The following is a 16,608-nucleotide window of genomic DNA, read 5'->3' on the forward strand; positions in this document are numbered from 1 at the left end:
GTTGTCAACTCGGTTCGCGTAACAAAGAAACAAAAATGTCCTCGATTGAGATCATTTTGTTTTCCAGTCTCGGCCATGAGTCCGGCGGCTGATGCCTGAACCAGGTATACTGCCGCTTTGCGTACTGCCGTGTAGCGGTCTGGCCAGCGACGATGGCTTGAGCCTGCGATAGTTCGCCTTTGAGGTAGGCTGCAATCTCTGGCACGCCGATGGCGCGCATGACCGGGAGTGCAGTATCAAGATTGCGTGCAAGGAGGGCGGAAACCTCTTCGACCGCGCCGCCATCCATCATCATGGTGAAGCGGCGGTCACAGCGCTCGAACAGCCATTCACGGTCGGGCAGGAGGATCAGCGGGTGCAGACTGACGCCTGCGCCAATGCCGCCTTGTTTGCGGGCCTGCCATTCTTTCAAGGTCCGCCCGGTCGAGCGCACGACCTCCAACGCCCGCGAAGTGCGTGCCACGTCAGCCGGAGCGAGGCGAGTTGCGGCCTCGGGGTCTTCTGCCTCCAGGGCAGCGCGCGCATCCTCCTTGCCAAGCTCGCGGACTTGCGTGCGAATGGAAGGATCGATGGCGGGTACAGGGGCGATCCCTTCAAGCAATGTGCGCATGTAAAGGCCGGTGCCGCCGCACAATATCGGAACTGCACCTTCCGAATGGAGCTGAGCCACTTCTTTCTTGGCAGCATCTGCCCAGTCTGCTGCAGAGCACGCTTCGGCACCGTCCCAGGCGCCGAACAGGCGGTGTTCGATACCGCCCATTTCTTCATCGGTTGGCCGGGCTGATACCACGCGGAGATCGGCATAGACCTGGGCGCTGTCAGCATTGATGACCACCGCGCGGCGGCCATGTTTCTCCAGCGTCTTCCCCAACTGCACCGCCAGATCGGTCTTGCCGCTCGCGGTCGGCCCTGCAATGAGCGCTACAGGTCGATTGTCAGGGGAATTATTTGTGCTCATCGCCCGGCTGATAGCAGAGCAGGACAGGCTGGAAACCCGTCTGGATGCGGCAAGTGCCGCACTGGATGCCGCAGGCATGCCCGTTGCGGCGGCCGCCATGCTGGATTTCTGCGGCGACGTCCTGCAGATTTCGCTTCCCCACGGCGATCTGCGCCATGTCACAAACATCCTGGCCGAGCATTTCGGCGAGAGCGATATGCTGGTTGCGGATCACGATATCGAGATACCGCGCCTGTTCGTTTCGGACATGGATTCCACCATGATCGGACAGGAGTGTATCGACGAGCTGGCCGATTATGCGGGGCTCAAGGAGCGCGTGTCCGAAATAACAGAACGCGCAATGCGGGGCGAACTGGATTTCGAATCAGCTTTGCGGGAGAGGGTGGCCTTGCTCGAGGGGCTGGGTGAGCCCGCCATCGACCGCTGCCTTGCAGAGCGTATCAGGCCGGTTGCCGGTGCCCGCACGCTTGTGCAGACGCTCAAGAACCACGGATGCCGCACTGTGCTGGTAACTGGCGGCTTCCATCACTTTGCTGACAGGGTCGCAGAACAATTGGGGTTCGAGCGAACGGTTGGGAACAGGCTTGCCGTTTCCGGCGGACATTTGACCGGAAAGCTCGCCGGACCAGTAAGCGATGCGTCGACCAAGCTGGCAACCTTGGAAAATGAACGTTCCGCACTGGGTGAAGGTGCGCGGGTCTTGGCAACAGGTGATGGTGCCAATGACATTCCGATGATCGAGGCGGCCGACTACGGGATAGCCTACCGCGCGAAGCCCAAGGCCCGCGATGCTGCCAATGGAAGGATCGTCAGCGAAAACCTCACCTCGATCCTTTCGCTATTGGGTATCCCGCGCGAGAATTGGATCGAATAGTTCCATATAAATACTTCCGTGACGATTTCTTCCAATCGGTATTTTTGATTAATATCTATACATATCCCGGTACTTGCCGAGAGATGCACTGGAGTTCGTCATTACGCATTTGGAGCATCTGGAATACGCTCCTGACGGAACGCCTTTCCGTCATCCGTCCAGACCTTTGCCGAAGCGCAGCTTGAGGCGAGCCTGGAAGCATTACATGGCGTTGGTGCGGAACAAGGAAGACACCGCGCGTGTCTTCCATATCTATGATGCCCTGCCATCACGGCATTTCTGGCCTCATGCACACAAATTGGCGCTTAGCGAGCATGGCCAGTCCCTGCGCGAGCGTGAGCCTTTTCTTCCGCCCGTGCTCGATGATCATGAGGCATTGCGCAATCTCCCCAAAGGCAGTGTTGGTCAGGCTTACTGCCACTTCATGGAGGAAGAAGGTTTAACGGCATCCGGCCTCGTGCAAGCAGCAGAAGAAATGGGGCGTCCGAAGTACGGCGATCTCATCGAATGGTACGGCTGGCGGCAGCGCGACACGCACGATCTTCTGCATGTCCTGACCGGTTATGGCCGCGATGCGCTGGGCGAGGCGTGTAATCTGCTGTTTACCCACGGCCATGCGCCCAGCCATGCGCACTTGCTGCTCGGCTATTCCGCCGCCATCAATATTCGCCGCAAGGTCAAGACCCGCGCCCCTGTTTTAAAAGCAGTACGCGAGGCGCACCGCAGCGGAGCAAGCGTGCCAGCTCCAGCGAGCTTCCACATCGGTGACCTGCTCAGGATGAATATCGACGAAGCGCGGCAGATGCTCGGCATCGAAAGGCCACACGCCTATCATGCGTGTCACGAGGTCTGGCAGGATGAGCGGATCGACCCTTACGATTTGCTTGCCGCTGCTGCCTGAATTAGAGCCAGCTCGAAATCACGGAAAGCGGCTTCTTTTCGAGCGCGTACCGGGGAATGGTCGCCCCTTCAGCTGGCAGTCCTGCTACCACGATCATCAATGGTTTTTCGTAGTCTGGCCGGCCGCAAAGCTCGCGCAGGAAGCCCATCGGCGATGGCGTATGGGTCAATGTGGCAACCCCCGCGCTGTGCAAGGTTGAGATCAGCATCCCGCAGGCAATGCCGACGCTCTCGTTAACGTAGTAATTCTGCGTCTTGCCGTCCTCGGCGATCCCACCTTTGCGCTGGGCGAAGACGACGATCAGCCACGGAGCTGTTTCCAGGAAAGGTTTGTCCGCGTCAGTGCCGAGTGGGGAAAGTGCTTCCAGCCATTCATCGCTGGCCTTGCCGGCATAGAACGCGCGTTCTTCTTCCTCTGCAGCAACGCGAATTGCGCGCTTCTTGTCGGGCGAGGCGACTACGGCGAAATGCCACGGCTGGTGGTTGGCGCCATTGGGCGCGCTTCCGGCGGCTTCTATTGCGGCTTCGATAACTTCGCGCGGCACAGGCTTTTCCGAGAAATAGCGACAAGTGCGCCGTTCCTTCAGTCGATCGCGCATCGATCGGGCGCGTTCGATACGGGCATCGCCGGATAATTCGGGCAGGGAATAGGGAATTTCGTCGTGGTCTTTCATGCCGCCTCCTATTCCCGTTTCGCTCGCGGAAGGAAAGCGGTTACGTGGACAGTCAATTAACAGTGTTGTAAGTTGCTGCCTGCAATGGAGTGCGACATGGCAAAAGCAGACCAACCCCTCGTCCATCCCAACCGCAAGACTAGCGGCATGCGCCCGATCAAGGCGTGGCGTCATTTTCGCAAGCTCGTTGCGGACAAGGAGGACACAGCGCAGGTCTTCCACATTATCGAAGCCATGAAGGGCAAGCGCAGCCACCGGCAGGCCTGGGACTTCATCGCATCGGAAACGGGGCAGCGCTATCTGGCCGACCGAAGCGAGATCCCGGAAATGCTCGACGATCACGGCCGCTGGCAAGATTGCGCCCCCAATAGCGTCGCGTCCCATTACATCGCCTTCATGCGCCGCGAGGGCCTGTCCGCGGCAGGACTCGTCGAAGAATCGCACCGCTTCCTGCCGCCTGCAAAGCGATACAACGATCTTACCGAATGGTATTTCAACCGCCTGCGGGACACGCATGACCTGTTCCACATCCTGACCGGCTATGGCCGAGATGCACTGGGGGAGGCGGCGCTTCTGGGCTTCAGCTACGAACAGAACCACAATCGCGGGATACTGTTCATCGCCTATGCCGGTGCGCGTGAGATCAAGAAATCGACTGGGACGAGCGCGCCGCTTTTTGCCGCTATTCGTGAAGGGCGCGAACTGGGCCGCAAGGCTGCGAAGCTGGCACACATGGACGTTGCACGGGTCATGCGCGAAGATATTGATGAAGCGCGCGCCCGGCTCAATGTCGGCAAGCCGGAGACCTATTTCCGCTGCCTGGAGATCATGCGCGAAGAAGGTCTGGCCGAAGACGAGTTCCTGCCGCCCGAGGCGAAAACCGCCTGAGGGTCAGCGCAGTTCTTTCCGGATAACGAGCTTGAGGCCTGACCAGGTCTCGTCGACCGCGCATTTCTTTGTGTCCACGAAACCCAGTTCCAACCCGGCAGCGCGGACATCGTGCTCGCCGATTTCGGTTGGGGCGCCTGATGCCTGTTTAGGCCAGCTCACCCAGACGTGACCATCGGCTGCCAGGTTCTGGCGCAGGATGACGAGCTTTTGCATCATGTCCGCTGCTTCGGTTACGAAGATATGTGCAGCATCCGGCCCTTCCTCGGGGCCGCCCACAAAGGTCAACTCCAGAGCGTATTCGTCGATTTCGTCCTGAATGTTTTCGGGCATCGCGTCGAACCAGACAAGTTGACCGTCTCGCAGCGATAGCTTCCTCGCCAGAGGTGTTTCCGAATATCCTGCGGTCATCCTATCGGCTCCAATCCTGCATTGTGCAGTCACCCAAATCTACTGCCAGGTGCCATAGCGCACCGATGGCAAAGGCGCGAACCCACCACCGCGGGACCGCAAGCATCACTAGGTAGGCGATTGCTGCAATCCATCCGTGGAGCGGATGAAATCCGATGCTGCACCGATCCGGATCGAACATGGGATCAGCCAATAGATGATCCAGATCGATTAAATTGGCCGCGATCATTACGCAGCCGACCCGAAGCCAATGCTTTGCCCAGATCAGGCGCGCGATCAAGAATGGGAAGAGCCAGTGTCCGCCGTAATGGAGTACGAACTGGAGCAGCGCCATTAGCGCTTCCTCAGCCCTCCATCCAATCGCTGAAGAAGCTTTGATGGGCTTCGCGAAGCTTGGCTACTGGCACGTCGAACAGGCTGCCTCCGCCTACGGTGCCCAACCGGCGGAAACCGACACGGGCGGTGTCTTCATTCTCGGTGCCTTTGGCCAGATAGGCATTGAATGCCTCCGTATCTGGCACCGTGATGACATAACGGCCCTGGTCCTCTCCGAACCACCACTGTGCCTGCGTATAGTCATCGTTGCCAAGGACCTCTGCGCCGAGGCCGCTTGCGATAGCCATTTCGGCAAGCGCAACTGCGAGGCCACCGTCCGACACATCATGGACCGCGCTGACCAGACCGGCGCCGATCAGTTCGCGCACACCTTCGCCCGCGTTTTTCTCTAGGGTGAGGTCAACGGGGGGCGCGCGCCCCTCGTCGCGTCCGTGGACTTCGGAAAGCCACAGCGATTTACCGATGTGCGAGCGTTCTGGATCGGGGGTAGCCCATTCTTCCGGCCAGATGAGGTAGATTGCCTCACCCGCCGCCTTGAATGGCATCGTCATCATCTTGGCGTAGTCGTCGATCAAGCCGACGCCTCCGATCGCGGGAGTCGGCAGGATGGCGCTGCCGCCACCCGTCGCCTTGCTTTCGTTGTAGAGGCTGACGTTGCCTGAAACGATCGGGAAATCCAGCGCGCGGCAAGCGGCACCCATTCCGTCGAGGGCGTAAACGAATTGCGCCATGATCTCAGGTCGCTGCGGGTTGGCGAAATTCAGGCAGTTGGTGACCGCCAGTGGACGAGCGCCTACGGCACACAGATTGCGATAAGCTTCGGCAATCGCCTGCTTGCCGCCTTCGTATGGATCGGCGTGGACATAGCGCGGCGTGCAATCGGTGCTGATCGCCAATGCCTTCTTCGTGCCATGCACCCGAACAACCCCGGCATCGCCGCCGGTCTGGAGCGTGTCAGCGCCAACCTGGCTGTCATATTGCTGCGAAATCCAGCTGCGCGACGAAAGGTTGGGCGATGCAAGCAGCGTGAGCAGATCGCCGCCGACATTTTCGGTATCCGGACGGCTGGTCATCGGCTTGATGCCGGCCCACTGGGTGTATTCTTCTTTGGTCAGGTAGGGGCGGTCATATTCCGGGGCATCGGCAGCAAGCGGGCCGAGCGGGATGTCGCACACCACCTCGCCATTGAATTCCAGCACCATGTGACGTGTGTCGGTCACTTCGCCGATAACCGCGAAGTCCAGCTCCCATTTCTCGAAAATTTCGGCAGCCATGGCTTCCTTGCCGGGCTTCAGGACCATGAGCATACGCTCCTGGCTTTCGCTCAGCATCATTTCGTAAGGGGTCATGCCTTCTTCGCGGCAGGGCACCTGGTTCATATCAAGCCGGATGCCGGCCTTGCCATTGGTCGCCATTTCGACGCTCGACGAGGTCAGGCCTGCTGCGCCCATATCCTGGATTGCCACGATGGCATCGGTGGCCATCAGTTCGAGGCATGCCTCGATAAGCAATTTCTCGGTGAAGGGATCGCCGACCTGTACAGTGGGCCGTTTCGCGTCTGCATCTTCCTCGAAGTCGGCAGACGCCATGGTTGCGCCGTGAATCCCGTCCCGGCCGGTCTTCGAACCGACATAGACAATCGGGTTGCCGACACCTGTCGCCGCAGAATAGAATATCTTGTCGCTATCGGCGACGCCGACCGTCATCGCATTGACGAGGATGTTGCCATCATACGCAGGGTGGAAATTCGTTTCCCCGCACACGGTCGGCACGCCCACGCAATTGCCATAGCCGCCGATGCCAGCGACAACGCCCTGGACAAGGTGCTTCATCTTGGGGTGGTCGGGCCGCCCGAAACGCAGTGCGTTGGCATTGGCCACAGGTCGCGCGCCCATGGTGAACACGTCGCGCAAGATGCCGCCAACACCTGTCGCTGCGCCCTGGTAAGGCTCGATATAGCTGGGGTGGTTGTGGCTCTCCATCTTGAAAATGGCCGCCTGGCCATCACCGATATCGATGATCCCGGCATTTTCGCCCGGTCCGCAAATCACCCACGGAGCTTCGGTCGGAAGCTTCTTCAAGTGCAAGCGCGAGCTCTTGTAGCTGCAGTGCTCGCTCCACATTACCGAGAAGATACCGAGCTCAACGAGGTTCGGTTCGCGGCCGAGCGCATGCAGCACGCGGTCGTATTCTTCGGTTGAGAGGCCGTGCTGGGCAACGATGTCAGGGGTGATTTCACTCATGCGCCGCGCCTTACGGTCCCGCGCGCGCCGGTGCAATATGTCCTGTCCAGCTTTTCCTTAGAGAGGAGGACTCGCGCGGTGCAGTCCAACCTCGTTCCGGTGCCATCTCGTGCTGGCCACCCATGATGCGATGAGCGTCAGAATTGCGAAGGCGGCAAGGCCGGTTGCGAGGAAAGGAATGCCGACGGTCTGAGGCTCCGGACCGAACCAGTTCACGGCCTGGAAAACAAGCATGAAGGCGAGCAACACGAGTGGTGGGACTATCGGCCCTTTCGTTCGCCTTACATACCACCAGAACGCAAGGCCGATGATAAGCAATTCGACAACTATGGCCGCTATCGGATAATTCCACAGTCCAAGGCCGTAGTGCTTCTCGCCGCCTGCTATCGTCAGGTCGGGTTGATGCGACACGAAGTCTAGCACCCAATGCGACATCACCACCAGGCCAGCCCAGGTCGCTGCGATGAAGTTTCGCAGCGCAATTCCTACTATCAGCGCAAAACCGATGGCGAAAGCAGATGTCCCGGCGAGGCTATGTGTGAGCGGGTAGTGGTAGAAGTCCAAGGGGTTCATCGCGGTGATGCCCGGTGTTAGCCGGAGGTGCTCGATCCCGCCCATTGCAAACAGGAAGAATGCCCAATCGGTGAGCTGTGCTGCGATGAACATCGTGCCCAGCTTGGGTGCTTCTTCAGTGGCTGCGCACGCCGCCAGAGCTGGCGCAAAGTGACCTATGAACATGATTTTGCCAGTTTATTTCAAGCGAGCTTCGAGGCTGCGTAGGTGGCGATTGTCGCTGCTACCGAAGTGGCAAATGCCCCCCAGATAATGTCTGCGATTGTAACGGTGGTCGACCATTGGCGCAGCGTTGCCTGATTGGTCAGGTCGTAAGTCGCATAGCAAATCGCGCCGAGCAGTGCCCCGTTCAAGGCAGCGCTGCCAAGTCCGCCAGCGAGGCCGGGGCGCACGGCAAACCATACGATTGCTGCGATATATGCGGCGTAGAAAACCAGGGCAGGTCCCATCCGGAAACTGTCGGCCAGCATATCGCCGAGGCGGGGGCGGTAGAAATTATTTCCGGCCCAGCCGAGCCAGAGAGCATCCAGCGCACCGAATGCCAAAGCCGCTGCGATAACTGCTATAATCCACGTCATAAGTGCCTCCCCGCTTTTGCGCCTTCTTGACCGCGCGGCTGTGCCCCGTCAATGCTCACCGAATATGACAGAGGGTCAAGAAAAGCCGATTGGCGAAATGAGCTTCGAGGAAGCGCTACGCGCGCTCGAAGATGTGGTGCGCAATCTTGAAAGCGGCGAAGTACCGCTCGATGACAGCATCGCGTTGTACGAACGCGGCGAGGAACTGCGCAAGGCATGCCAGGCGCGGCTCGATGCTGCGCAGGCACGAATAGAAAAGATCGTCCAGGGGCCAGATGGCAAGCCGTCCGGCACTGCTCCTTTCGATGCCGAAGGCTGAGGCGTGAACGCGATGACCGCGATGCCCGACGTTCTTGCTGAAGCGCTGGAGCAGGTCCAGCGCGAGGTTGACGGTGCTTTCGACGCGTTTTTGCCCGTTCCTGAAGACACCCGTGCCAGATTGGTCGAAGCGATGCGCTACTCGGTCATTGGCGGAGGCAAGCGAGTGCGGCCTCTGCTGGTTTGCGCCACTGCCCAGCTGTTCGGGGTCACGCGGCAGGCGGCGGTCAATGCGGGATGCGCTGTCGAAGCGATCCATGCCTATTCGCTTATCCATGACGATTTGCCGTGCATGGACGATGACGAAATGCGTCACGGCAAGCCCACTTTGCACAAGGCCTATGACGAGGCGACCGCGGTTCTGGCCGGAGACTGCCTGCACGCGCTGGCGTTTGATATCCTGACGATGTCCGACACCAGCAACGATCCATTCGTTCGTGCTGAACTGGTTGCGGCATTGTCGCGCGCCAGCGGGCACGAAGGCATGGCTGGCGGCCAGATGATGGATATCGTCTCGGACGAACAGGAATATGATCTCCAGCAGGTAACCCGGCTGCAGCAGCTAAAGACCGGTGCTTTGCTTGCCGCCAGCGTCGAAATGGGTGCCATTCTCGGACGCGTCCCGCCGGAAGGCCGCACGCATCTGCGCGCCTATGCCCGCGATATCGGCCTGGCTTTCCAGATCGCCGACGATCTCCTCGACGTCGAAGGTGACGAGGAAAAGGCTGGCAAGGCGCTGCGCAAGGACGAAGGGCAGGGCAAGCAGACCTTCGTCACGCTCATGGGCCGCGATGCTGCACGGGCGCAGGCTGAAATACTGGTCGAACAGGCCGGGCAACACCTGGCGAGCCACGGAGCCGACGCGACGCTGCTGGTCGAACTGGCACGCTTCATTGTGAAGAGGGATCATTGATGAGCACCCGCATCGGAATTTATCCCGGGACATTCGATCCCATCACGCTGGGGCACGCCGACATCATTCGCCGGGGCAGCAAGCTGGTCGACAAGCTCATCATCGGGGTGACGACCAACCCATCGAAAAACCCCATGTTTTCGACCGAAGAACGTTTCGCCATGGTGGAGCGAGAGATCGCTGAGATGGGTATCGAGAACGTGGAGGTGGTCGGCTTCAACGCCTTGCTCGTCAAGTTTGCCCAGAAAATGGGTGCTAACGTCCTGATCCGCGGCCTTCGTGCAGTGGCTGACTTCGAATACGAGTATCAGATGGCGGGAATGAACCAGCAGCTCGATGACGATATCGAGACGGTATTCCTGATGGCGGACGTCTCGCTCCAGCCGATCGCTTCCCGCCTGGTCAAGGAAATCGCGCTGTTTGGCGGCGACATTGGCCCCTTCGTCAGCAAGGCCGTGTGCGAGGACGTAATCGCGCGTGTGGATGAAAAGGGGCGGCTGGGCGACTATTGAGCGCGCCTAAGCTATTCATTGAACCGACAGCGCCCGCTCGCTAGGGCAAGCTCAACTCAGATATATCGACGGAAAAACGATGATCAAGAATACCCTTGCCCTTGCTGCCGCTGCACTGACCGCGCTCGCACCTGTCGCTGCTACGGCGCAGGAAGCAGAGGCACCGGCCCAGCGCCAGGCGCTTTTGCCCATCAACTACAGCGCTCAGGAAGATCCGGAGAACATTCTCCTGCTCGATCTCTCCAACGGAGAGCGGGTCGCTATACGTTTGATGCCGAGCTGGGCCCCCGATCATGTCGACCGGATCAAGACGCTCACGCGAGAAGGCTTTTATGACGGGGTCATTTTTCACCGCGTGATCGACGGCTTCATGGCGCAGACCGGTGATCCGACCGGTACCGGACAGGGCGGCTCGCAGCTCCCCGATCTGGAAGAGGAATTCAACTACATGCCGCATGTTCGCGGCACGGTTTCGATGGCGCGTGCTTCCAGCGAAGACAGCGCTAACAGCCAGTTCTTCATCGTTTTCTACCCCCGCTTCAGCCTGGACAAACGGTACACCAATTTCGGCCGCGTCATTTCGAACATGGATGCAGTCGATGCGATCAATCGCGGTGAACCGCCGCAGGATCCGACACGCATCCTTCAGGCGTCGATTGCTGCCGACAACCGGCCCGTGCCGACCGGTCCGCGTATCGGCGCCGAACCCGATGTGACGACTGCAGACCTGAACGCTCCGATCAGCTAAGCGCTTTTCCTGCGCAGGTGAGGCGTCTAAGGGCGCCAGCCATGAAGGTAGACCTGTTCGATTTCGATTTGCCGCAAGAGCGGATAGCGCTGCGTCCGGCACGCCCGCGCGACGCCGCGCGTATGTTGGTTGTCGAAGGCGCGGACACTCCCTTCGCGGATTGCGGTGTACGGGATCTGCCGCGCCTGCTGCGTGCAGGTGATGTGCTTGTCTTCAACGATACTCGCGTCATTCCCGCTCAGCTTGAAGGGCGGCGCGGTGAAGCGAAAATCGGTGCGACCCTTCACAAGCGGGTCGATCTGCGGCGCTGGCAGGCATTCATCCGCAATGCGAAGCGCCTGCGCCCGGGTGACCGCGCCGAATTTGGCGGCGGCGTGACTGCTATTGCCGAACAGCGATTGCTCGACGGTAGTTTCATCCTCGCATTCGAAGGTGAAGAACCAGTCGAGGTCTTGCTGGAACGGGCAGGGCGGATGCCGCTGCCGCCATACATTGCAGGCAAGCGCGACACTGACGCGCAGGACCGCGAAGATTATCAAACCATGTTCGCAGCTGAAGATGGCGCGGTGGCAGCGCCCACTGCGTCATTGCATTTCACGCCCGAGCTGGTGGCGGCGCTGGATGAAGCCGGCATAGGGCGCGAAACGCTCACGCTGCACGTGGGTGCCGGCACGTTCCTGCCGGTCAAGGTTGATGATACGGATGACCATGCGATGCATTCCGAATGGGGACGCATCGAACCGCAAGCCGCTGATCGCCTGAATGCCGTGAAGCAGAAGGGCGGCCGGATAATCGCGGTCGGTACGACCAGCCTGCGCCTGCTGGAAAGCGCGACTGGCGAGGACGGTGTAGTCAGGCCGTTCGCCGGAGACACCGACATTTTCATCACGCCGGGGTATCAATTCCGGGCAGTCGGCGGACTGATGACCAATTTTCACCTGCCGAAATCGACGCTCATGATGCTGGTCAGCGCCCTGATGGGCCGCGACCGGATGATGGCTGCCTATGCGCACGCTATCGAGAACGAGTACCGCTTCTATTCCTATGGTGACTCGTCCCTCCTCCTGCCCTAGTCGATGGGAATGAGCGAACCCATCCTCGAGCTTGAAGGCCTCACGAAGGTTTATTCCGGCGGCCTCAAGGCACTCGACAATGTCGACCTGACAATCCGCCAGGGTGAAATCTTTGCGCTGCTTGGACCCAATGGTGCCGGCAAGACTACGCTGATTGGAGCCGTCTGCGGCCTGGTGAGGCCGACATCGGGCACGATGCGTGCGTTCGGTCATGACATGCAGAAAGATTGGCGCACTGCACGCGCCCGTATCGGGCTGGTGCCTCAGGAACTCAGCACCGACATGTTCGAGCCTGTGAAACGCGCTGTTGCCTATTCACGGGGTCTGTTTGGCCTCGCGCCTGACCCTGCACGGATCGAGGAAATCCTCCGCTCGCTCAGCCTGTGGGACAAGCGTGACGAGCGTATCATGGCGCTGTCCGGCGGCATGAAGCGGCGCGTACTGATCGCCAAGGCACTGGCGCACGAACCCGACCTGCTGTTTCTCGATGAGCCCACTGCCGGTGTCGACGTGGAATTGCGCAAGGGCATGTGGCGGATCATCGACGAGATGCGCGACAAGGGTGTGACCGTGATCCTCACGACCCATTACATCGAAGAAGCCGAATTGATGGCTGACCGGGTCGGGATCATCAGCGCCGGCAAACTGCTGATGGTGGATGAAAAAGAGGCCATGATGGCGCGTCTCGGGCGCACGGAGGCGCATATTTCGCTGGCATCCCCGCTCGCTGAATTACCGGCATCGTTGGCCGCATTCCCCATCGATCTGGAAGAAGGCGGAACCTCGCTCTGTTATCGCGGCGGCGATGGTACGGGCAAGGGGAAGGCCGAGGTTGCGAACCTCACCAAGGCGCTGATTGCGGCAGGGATCGACTATACCGGCATTGAAACCCGGGAGAGCAGCCTGGAAGACATTTTCGTCTCCCTTCTCGGAGAAGAGAGGGACGCAGCATGATCAACTGGCGCTCCACCTGGTCGATTTACATCCGCGAACTGATGCGTTTCCTGCGAACCGCATTCCAATCGGTCTTGGCACCAGTTCTTACGACGTCGCTCTATTTCATCGTCTTCGGTGCTGCCATCGGATCGCGTATGCCCGATCTTGGCGGGGTCGATTACGGTGCATTCATCATTCCCGGCCTGCTCATGCTGACCCTGCTGGGCGAGACGACCAGCAACTCCAGTTTCGGTATCTACATGCCGCGTTTCACCGGCACGATTTACGAGCTGCTGAGCGCGCCGGTCGGTGTCGCTGAAACCCTCATCGGATTTGTTGGCGCTGCCATGACCAAGAGCCTGATCCTTGCCGCGATCATCCTGCTCACTGCGCGGTTGTTCGTGGATTATTCGATCGCTCATCCGCTGCTTGCCGTGGTGTACATCATGCTGGTGGCAGCAGCATTCAGCCTGTTCGGTTTCATCCTCGGTATCTGGGCCGACAATTTCGAGAAGCTCGGCATCATACCGATGCTATTCCTCACTCCGCTGACGTTCCTGGGCGGGACCTTTTATTCCATCGATATGCTGCCCAAGCCGTGGGACACGATCGCGTTGCTGAACCCGATCGTCTACCTCGTCAGCGGCCTGCGCTGGACTTTCTATGGTTCGAGCGATGTGAACATCTGGGTCAGCTTTGGCATTACGCTGGCCTTCCTCGCAGCTTGCACGGCGGTGATTGCCTACATTTTCAAGACAGGCTGGCGACTGCGCGCATGACACGCTAGGCGCTGGCGGCATGACAACGCTACGCTTCATAACCTCCGCACTTGCGCTCGCATTCATCACGGTACCTGCGCATGCCGAACTGCCGCAAGGCGCTCGCACGCTGATCGAAGCCGCTATTGCCACGGGTGATCCGGTCAAGGTTGATGCGGTCCTTGCCGTGGCGCGGACTTCCTTTCCTGATGACTCCGCTGAAATTGATGCTCTGGAAAGCGGATGGAAGCTGGCGAAGGCTGAAATGGATGCCGCGAAAGAAGCCGAAAGGGTCGCGAATATCGAGCAGGCGGGACTGTTCGATTTGTGGACGGGCGAGGGCGAACTTGGCGGCTTTCAGTCCGCCGGCAATACCGAGAGTGTTGGCGTAACCGCCTCGCTCAAGCTCAAGCGTGAAGGGCTTGAATGGAGCCACCGTTTGACAGGGCGTGCGGACTACCAGCGCCAGAACGGCCAGACGAGCCGTGAACAATTTCTCTTTGCCTACGAGCCCCGGTGGAAATTCGATGATCGGATGTTCATTTATGGGCTTGCCCAATATGAGAGCGACCGAATCCAGGGGTTCTCGGGGCGGTACGCGGTATCCGGCGGGCTTGGATACAAGGTCTTGGACAGCGACACAGTGTCGCTGTCGTTGAAGGCCGGACCTGCATACCGAATTACCGAATACACCGATGGCCGAACAGAAAAGCAGATTGCAGGCCTCGCCGGCCTGGACTTCGACTGGCAGATATTCGAGCGGCTTTCGTTCACCCAGGATGCCAGCGCCCTTGCGGAGACCGGGGGCGAGGCACAGCTTATCGTCGACGGCTCGAACACCAGCCTCACTTTCGTGAGCGGGCTCGATTTCCAGGTCAGCGACCGCCTGCGTTCGCGTTTTTCCTACCAGATCGACTATGACAGCAACCCTCCGGTGGGGAAGGTGTCTACCGATGCCCTGGCCCGTGCAACTCTGATTTACGGCTTCTGATGTGAGCGAACGCTTTTCCTTCAAGATCGACGCGACCGACGGGCGAGCGCGCACGGGACGTATCTCGATGATGCGCGGCGATATTCGCACGCCTGCGTTCATGCCCGTAGGCACTGCGGCGACGGTCAAGGCTATGAAGCCGGAGACTGTCCGCGCGACAGGTGCCGACATCATTCTCGGCAACACCTACCACCTGATGCTTCGCCCCGGAGCCGAGCGCGTTGCCCGGCTGGGCGGCCTGCACAAATTCATGAACTGGGATCGGCCCATCCTGACCGATAGCGGCGGCTATCAGGTGATGAGCCTTTCTGACCTCCGCAAGCTGACCGAAAAGGGTGTCGAGTTTCGGAGCCATATCGATGGTTCAAAGCACATGCTGACACCGGAACGTTCGATGGAGATCCAGCGGCTCCTGGGTTCGGATATCGTGATGGCATTCGATGAATGCCCCCGCGCGGACCGCCCGCGCGACGAAATTGCTGCCAGCATGGAAATGTCCATGCGCTGGGCAAAGCGTAGCCGCGAAGGATTCGACGCTGGCGGTGAACACGCCGCGCGTTCAGCCCTGTTTGGCATTCAGCAAGGCGCGCTTGATGAAGATTTGCGCAAAATCAGCGCACAGAAACTCGCCGACATCGGCTTCGACGGATATGCCATCGGCGGCCTGGCAGTAGGCGAGGGACAGGAGGCGATGTTCGCCACGCTCGACTTTGCTCCGCAGCAGCTGCCCGAGGATCGGCCGCGCTATCTCATGGGTGTCGGCAAGCCCGATGATCTGGTGGGAGCGGTCGAACGGGGCGTAGACATGTTTGACTGCGTCCTTCCCAGTCGCTCGGGCAGGAACGGCCAGGCCTTCACATGGAACGGTCCCATAAACCTGCGCAATGCGCGTTTCGCAGAAGATACTGCGCCGCTGGATGATCGCTGCGCGTGCTCGGTCTGCGCGAACTATTCGCGCGCATACCTCCATCATTTGCAGAAGGCTGGCGAGATCCTGGGGGCTATGTTGATGACCGAGCATAACATCGCCTTCTACCAGCAGCTTATGGAAGGAATGCGCAGCGCCATTTCGGCAGGGACGTTTGCCGGTTTTGCTGCTGATTTCCGACGTGAATACCAGCAGACAGGAAAGTCATGAGCTGGCGTCGTGCCGTCATTATCGGGGCATCGGGCGGGATCGGGGCTGCATTGGCCCTGCAGTTGGAAGCTGGCGGGACTGAGGTACTGCGATACTCCAGATCTGCACAGGATCCGGAAGCTCGAATTGATCTGGAGGATGAAGCAAGTATCGAGGCCGCTGCTCGGCATGCAGCTTCAGGCGGCGATGTCGATCTTATCATTGTGGCTTCGGGTTTCCTGCATGAAGACGGAGAAGGCCCTGAAAAGGACTGGCGCCAACTCTCCGCCGACAATTTTGCGAAAAGTTTCGCGGCCAATGCGACTGGCCCCGCGCTAGTGGCCAAACACTTCTTGCCGCTCCTCCCCGACCACGGGCGGGCGGGATTTGCGGCATTATCCGCCCGCGTCGGGAGCATATCCGACAATCGGCTCGGCGGATGGTATGCCTACCGCGCAAGCAAGGCTGCGCTAAACATGATCATACGCACCCTTTCGGTAGAACTGGCGCGCAAGAAGCCCGATGCATTTTGCGTCGGAATACATCCGGGCACCGTCGACACCGCTCTCAGCGAGCCGTTTCAGCGCAATGTGCCTGATGGGAAGCTCTTCACTGCACAGCACTCTGCCGCCAGTCTCCTTGCAACGCTCGGCAAGATAACCAACGAGCAGTCAGGCAAGTTATTTGCCTATGACGGCGAGGAGATCGCCCCCTGATTTGCCGTTTTTATACAATGCTTTGCATTTAACTGACGAGTTTGAGCAATGCGGGCACTTGGTCCTTGTAAGGGGGTGTGTTCTTGCTAGG

The 16,608-nt window shown here is 59.6% G+C and carries 20 protein-coding genes; 13 read left to right on the forward strand and 7 right to left on the reverse strand.

Annotation, left to right across the window (positions count from 1 at the left end; all coding sequences use genetic code 11):
* Positions 1 to 4: 4 nt before the first annotated feature.
* Positions 5 to 958 carry a tRNA (adenosine(37)-N6)-dimethylallyltransferase MiaA gene (gene miaA / locus K3166_RS04845; protein WP_221423543.1) on the reverse strand — a complete coding sequence of 318 codons (954 nt, stop codon included), beginning with the start codon at positions 956 to 958 and terminating at the stop codon, positions 5 to 7.
* Here miaA and serB point away from each other — a divergent pair.
* Together serB and K3166_RS04855 are read left to right on the forward strand one after the other, a co-directional pair.
* On the forward strand, positions 951 to 1,832 hold the full coding sequence (serB, locus tag K3166_RS04850; protein WP_247714739.1) for a phosphoserine phosphatase SerB: 882 nt from the start codon (positions 951 to 953) through the stop codon (positions 1,830 to 1,832). The genes miaA and serB overlap by 8 nt on opposite strands.
* Positions 1,833 to 2,037: 205 nt before the next feature.
* On the forward strand, positions 2,038 to 2,733 hold the full coding sequence (locus tag K3166_RS04855; RefSeq protein ID WP_221423545.1) for a Coq4 family protein: 696 nt from the start codon (positions 2,038 to 2,040) through the stop codon (positions 2,731 to 2,733).
* A 1-nt stretch (position 2,734) separates the two neighbouring features.
* Here K3166_RS04855 and K3166_RS04860 read toward each other — a convergent pair whose 3' ends face one another.
* Positions 2,735 to 3,406 (reverse strand): nitroreductase family protein, encoded by a 672-nt coding sequence (locus K3166_RS04860; RefSeq protein ID WP_221423546.1) that lies wholly within the window; start codon positions 3,404 to 3,406, stop codon positions 2,735 to 2,737.
* 96 nt (positions 3,407 to 3,502) lie between these two features.
* Between K3166_RS04860 and K3166_RS04865 the strand changes: the two genes are divergently transcribed.
* Entirely contained in the window at positions 3,503 to 4,294 is a 792-nt protein-coding gene (locus K3166_RS04865; RefSeq protein ID WP_221423547.1) for a ubiquinone biosynthesis protein COQ4, read from the forward strand.
* A 3-nt stretch (positions 4,295 to 4,297) separates the two neighbouring features.
* On the opposite strand, the gene K3166_RS04870 is transcribed toward K3166_RS04865, so the two are convergent.
* From K3166_RS04870 to K3166_RS04890, 5 genes are read right to left on the reverse strand one after another with little or no spacing between them, the layout of a single operon-like run.
* A complete protein-coding gene (locus K3166_RS04870; protein WP_221423548.1) occupies positions 4,298 to 4,705 on the reverse strand; it encodes a DUF3052 family protein in 408 nt (135 codons plus the stop codon).
* 1 nt (position 4,706) lies between these two features.
* On the reverse strand, positions 4,707 to 5,039 hold the full coding sequence (locus tag K3166_RS04875; protein WP_221423549.1) for a DUF6122 family protein: 333 nt from the start codon (positions 5,037 to 5,039) through the stop codon (positions 4,707 to 4,709).
* Positions 5,040 to 5,049: 10 nt separating this feature from the next.
* Positions 5,050 to 7,284 (reverse strand): phosphoribosylformylglycinamidine synthase subunit PurL, encoded by a 2,235-nt coding sequence (gene purL / locus K3166_RS04880; RefSeq protein ID WP_221423550.1) that lies wholly within the window; start codon positions 7,282 to 7,284, stop codon positions 5,050 to 5,052.
* A gap of 57 nt (positions 7,285 to 7,341) precedes the next feature.
* Complete coding sequence (locus K3166_RS04885) at positions 7,342 to 8,022, reverse strand: hypothetical protein (RefSeq protein ID WP_221423551.1); 681 nt, start codon at positions 8,020 to 8,022, stop codon at positions 7,342 to 7,344.
* Between the two features lie 17 nt (positions 8,023 to 8,039).
* The gene (locus tag K3166_RS04890) at positions 8,040 to 8,435 is read right to left on the reverse strand and encodes a DUF2177 family protein (RefSeq protein ID WP_221423552.1); all 396 of its coding nucleotides are present in this window, start codon (positions 8,433 to 8,435) and stop codon (positions 8,040 to 8,042) included.
* 64 nt (positions 8,436 to 8,499) lie between these two features.
* Here K3166_RS04890 and K3166_RS04895 point away from each other — a divergent pair, with 64 nt between their 5' ends.
* The 10 genes from K3166_RS04895 to K3166_RS04940 all read left to right on the forward strand — a co-directional run bounded on the left by K3166_RS04895 (position 8,500) and on the right by K3166_RS04940 (position 16,517).
* Entirely contained in the window at positions 8,500 to 8,754 is a 255-nt protein-coding gene (locus K3166_RS04895) for an exodeoxyribonuclease VII small subunit (protein ID WP_221423553.1), read from the forward strand.
* A 12-nt stretch (positions 8,755 to 8,766) separates the two neighbouring features.
* A complete protein-coding gene (locus K3166_RS04900; RefSeq protein WP_247714778.1) occupies positions 8,767 to 9,666 on the forward strand; it encodes a polyprenyl synthetase family protein in 900 nt (299 codons plus the stop codon).
* On the forward strand, positions 9,666 to 10,178 hold the full coding sequence (coaD, locus tag K3166_RS04905) for a pantetheine-phosphate adenylyltransferase (protein WP_221423554.1): 513 nt from the start codon (positions 9,666 to 9,668) through the stop codon (positions 10,176 to 10,178). The genes K3166_RS04900 and coaD overlap by 1 nt, the downstream gene beginning before the upstream one ends.
* Positions 10,179 to 10,257: 79 nt before the next feature.
* Positions 10,258 to 10,926 carry a peptidylprolyl isomerase gene (locus K3166_RS04910; RefSeq protein WP_221423555.1) on the forward strand — a complete coding sequence of 223 codons (669 nt, stop codon included), beginning with the start codon at positions 10,258 to 10,260 and terminating at the stop codon, positions 10,924 to 10,926.
* A gap of 41 nt (positions 10,927 to 10,967) precedes the next feature.
* A complete protein-coding gene (gene queA / locus K3166_RS04915; protein ID WP_221423556.1) occupies positions 10,968 to 11,999 on the forward strand; it encodes a tRNA preQ1(34) S-adenosylmethionine ribosyltransferase-isomerase QueA in 1,032 nt (343 codons plus the stop codon).
* A 9-nt stretch (positions 12,000 to 12,008) separates the two neighbouring features.
* Positions 12,009 to 12,953, forward strand: coding sequence for an ABC transporter ATP-binding protein (locus K3166_RS04920; RefSeq protein WP_221423557.1), 945 nt, complete (start codon positions 12,009 to 12,011; stop codon positions 12,951 to 12,953).
* Positions 12,950 to 13,714: an ABC transporter permease gene (locus K3166_RS04925; RefSeq protein ID WP_221423558.1), complete on the forward strand. Its 765-nt coding sequence runs from the start codon at positions 12,950 to 12,952 to the stop codon at positions 13,712 to 13,714. Before K3166_RS04920 ends, K3166_RS04925 begins: the two co-directional genes overlap by 4 nt.
* Positions 13,715 to 13,733: 19 nt before the next feature.
* Entirely contained in the window at positions 13,734 to 14,684 is a 951-nt protein-coding gene (locus K3166_RS04930; RefSeq protein ID WP_221423559.1) for a DUF481 domain-containing protein, read from the forward strand.
* 1 nt (position 14,685) lies between these two features.
* Entirely contained in the window at positions 14,686 to 15,822 is a 1,137-nt protein-coding gene (gene tgt / locus K3166_RS04935) for a tRNA guanosine(34) transglycosylase Tgt (protein WP_221423560.1), read from the forward strand.
* The gene (locus tag K3166_RS04940; RefSeq protein WP_221423561.1) at positions 15,819 to 16,517 is read left to right on the forward strand and encodes an SDR family NAD(P)-dependent oxidoreductase; all 699 of its coding nucleotides are present in this window, start codon (positions 15,819 to 15,821) and stop codon (positions 16,515 to 16,517) included. The genes tgt and K3166_RS04940 overlap by 4 nt, the downstream gene beginning before the upstream one ends.
* Positions 16,518 to 16,608: the final 91 nt, after the last annotated feature.

It is taken from the genome of Qipengyuania psychrotolerans (assembly GCF_019711355.1).
Lineage (GTDB): Bacteria > Pseudomonadota > Alphaproteobacteria > Sphingomonadales > Sphingomonadaceae > Qipengyuania > Qipengyuania psychrotolerans.